Annotated in this window: 2 protein-coding genes; both read left to right on the top strand. The window is 69.9% G+C overall.

Features of this window, described 5'->3' with window-relative positions; all coding sequences use genetic code 11:
• Window positions 1-56: 56 nt before the first annotated feature.
• A complete protein-coding gene (gene ilvC / locus HCJ92_RS23395) occupies window positions 57-1055 on the top strand; it encodes a ketol-acid reductoisomerase (protein ID WP_167935605.1) in 999 nt (332 codons plus the stop codon).
• Between the two features lie 210 nt (window positions 1056-1265).
• Window positions 1266-2855, top strand: coding sequence for a phosphoglycerate dehydrogenase (gene serA / locus HCJ92_RS23390; protein WP_167935604.1), 1590 nt, complete (start codon window positions 1266-1268; stop codon window positions 2853-2855).
• Window positions 2856-2994 lie beyond the last annotated feature (139 nt).

Below are 2994 nucleotides of genomic sequence, written 5' to 3'. Positions count from 1 at the left end.
CCCCCACCGAGCACCACCCCTACCCGTTCCACCCCGCACTCAAGGAGATAACCCCAGTGGCCGAGCTCTTCTACGACGACGACGCCGACCTGTCCATCATCCAGGGCCGCAAGGTCGCGGTTCTCGGCTACGGCAGCCAGGGCCACGCCCACGCGCTCTCGCTGCGCGACTCGGGCGTCGACGTGCGGGTCGGCCTGCACGAGGGCTCGCGCTCCCGCGCCAAGGCCGAGGAGCAGGGCCTGCGCGTGGTCACTCCCGCCGAGGCGTCCGCCGAGGCTGACGTGATCATGGTCCTGGTCCCGGACCCCATCCAGGCGAAGGTCTACGAGGAGTCCGTCAAGGAGCACCTCAAGGAGGGCGACGCCCTCTTCTTCGGCCACGGCTTCAACATCCGGTTCGGCTTCATCCAGCCGCCCGCCGGTGTCGACGTCTGCATGGTCGCCCCGAAGGGGCCGGGCCACCTGGTGCGCCGCCAGTACGAAGAAGGCCGCGGCGTCCCCTGTATCGCCGCGGTGGAGCAGGACGCGAGCGGCAACGCGTTCGCACTGGCGCTGTCCTACGCCAAGGCCATCGGCGGCACCCGCGCCGGTGTCATCAAGACCACCTTCACCGAGGAGACCGAGACCGACCTCTTCGGTGAGCAGGCCGTGCTCTGCGGCGGCGCCTCCGCGCTGGTCAAGGCCGGCTTCGAGACGTTGGTCGAGGCCGGCTACCAGCCCGAGATCGCCTACTTCGAGTGCCTCCACGAGCTGAAGCTCATCGTCGACCTCATGTACGAGGGCGGCCTGGAGAAGATGCGCTGGTCGATCTCGGAGACCGCCGAGTGGGGCGACTACGTCACCGGACCGCGGATCGTCACCGACGCCACCAAGGCCGAGATGAAGAAGGTCCTCACCGAGATCCAGGACGGCACCTTCGCCAAGACCTGGATGGCCGAGTACGAGGCCGGTCTGCCCAAGTACAACGAGTACAAGACCGCTGACTCCAACCACAAGCTGGAGACCACCGGCAAGGAGCTCCGCAAGCTCATGAGCTGGGTCGACAACGAGGACTGAGCACGACCGACACCGGGTTGACAGCCGGTATCGCCCGCAGGGGCGGCGGTCCCGCGCAACCGGCGCCGGGACCGCCGCCGCGCCGATACACTGCCAGCACTAGCGCGTCACAGGCTCACAGCGTCGTGTGTCTCACGCGGCTGCCAACCTCCACCGCCTTCGGCCGTCGGGACGCGGCCACCCGCAGAGGACAAGCGAGGACTGAGACAAGTGAGCAAGCCCGTCGTACTGATCGCCGAAGAGCTTTCACCCGCCACCGTGGACGCGCTGGGACCGGACTTCGAGATCCGGACGTGCAACGGCGCGGACCGCGCCGCGCTGCTCGGTGCGATCGCCGAGGCCGACGCCATCCTGATCCGCAGTGCCACCAAGGTCGACGCCGAGGCCATCGCCGCCGGTCGACGGCTGCGGGTGATCGCACGCGCCGGTGTCGGTCTCGACAACGTCGACGTCGCCGCGGCCACCAAGGCCGGCGTGATGGTCGTCAACGCCCCGACCTCCAACATCATCACCGCCGCCGAGCTGGCCTGCGGTCTGATCCTCTCCACCGCCCGTCACATCCCGCAGGCCAACGCCGCGCTCAAGCAGGGCGAGTGGAAGCGCAGCAAGTACACGGGTGTCGAACTCTCGGAGAAGACCCTCGGTGTCGTCGGCCTCGGCCGCATCGGCGTCCTGGTCGCGCAGCGCATGTCGGCGTTCGGCATGAAGATCGTGGCCTACGACCCCTACGTGCAGCCCGCCCGCGCCGCGCAGATGGGCGTGAAGATGGTCGCGCTGGACGACCTCCTCGCCACCTCGGACTTCATCACCGTCCACCTCCCCAAGACCCCGGAGACGGTCGGCCTGATCGGCGACGAGGCGCTGCAGAAGGTGCAGCCCTCCGTGCGCATCATCAATGCCGCGCGTGGCGGCATCGTCGACGAGGTGGCGCTGGCCAGCGCCCTCAAGGAAGGGCGCGTCGCAGGCGCTGGGCTGGACGTCTACGCCACCGAACCCTGCACCGACTCCCCGCTGTTCGAGTTCGAAAGCGTCGTGAACACCCCTCACCTCGGCGCCTCGACGGGTGAGGCACAGGAGAAGGCCGGAGTCTCCGTCGCCCGCTCCGTGCGGCTCGCGCTCGCCGGCGAGCTGGTGCCGGACGCCGTCAACGTGCAGGGCGGTGTCATCGCCGAGGAGGTCCGCCCCGGGCTGCCGCTGGCGGAGAAGCTGGGGCGCATCTTCACCGCGCTGGCGGGCGAGGTGGCGCAGCGTCTGGACGTCGAGGTCTACGGCGAGATCACGCAGCACGACGTGAAGGTCCTGGAACTCTCGGCGCTGAAGGGCGTCTTCGAGGACGTCGTGGCCGAGACGGTGTCCTACGTCAACGCCCCGCTGTTCGCCCAGGAGCGCGGCGTCGAGGTCCGGCTCACCACCAGCTCGGAATCGCCCGACCACCGGAACCTCATCACGGTGCGTGGCACCCTCACCGACGGCACCGAGGTCTCGGTCTCCGGCACCCTCGCGGGTCCGAAGCACCACCAGAAGATCGTCGGTATCAGCGAGCACACCGTCGACCTGTCGCTCGCCGACCACATGGCCTTCCTGCGGTACACCGACCGCCCGGGTGTCGTCGGCACTCTCGGTCGACTGCTCGGCGAGGCCGGCATCAACATCGCCGGGATGCAGGTCGCCCGCGCGGAGGAGGGCGGCGCCGCGCTGATCGCCCTCACCGTCGACGGCACCATCCCCGCGCAGGTGCTCACCGAGATCGGCGCCGAGATCGGCGCCACCTCGGCGCGGGGCGTCAACCTCACCGACTGACACCGCGGGTGGCGGGCGACGGGGCGTACCGGCCCTCTGGCCCGCCGCCGCTGACACCGCTGACCGGGCGTGCGCATCGCCGCGGTCGGACGACGACGCGACCGGCCGGTCGCCCCTGCTGAACCGGGGGCGACCGGCC

It is taken from the genome of Streptomyces spiramenti (assembly GCF_012034385.1).
Classification (GTDB): domain Bacteria; phylum Actinomycetota; class Actinomycetes; order Streptomycetales; family Streptomycetaceae; genus Streptomyces; species Streptomyces spiramenti.
This window is presented reverse-complemented; position numbering and strand designations above follow the sequence as displayed.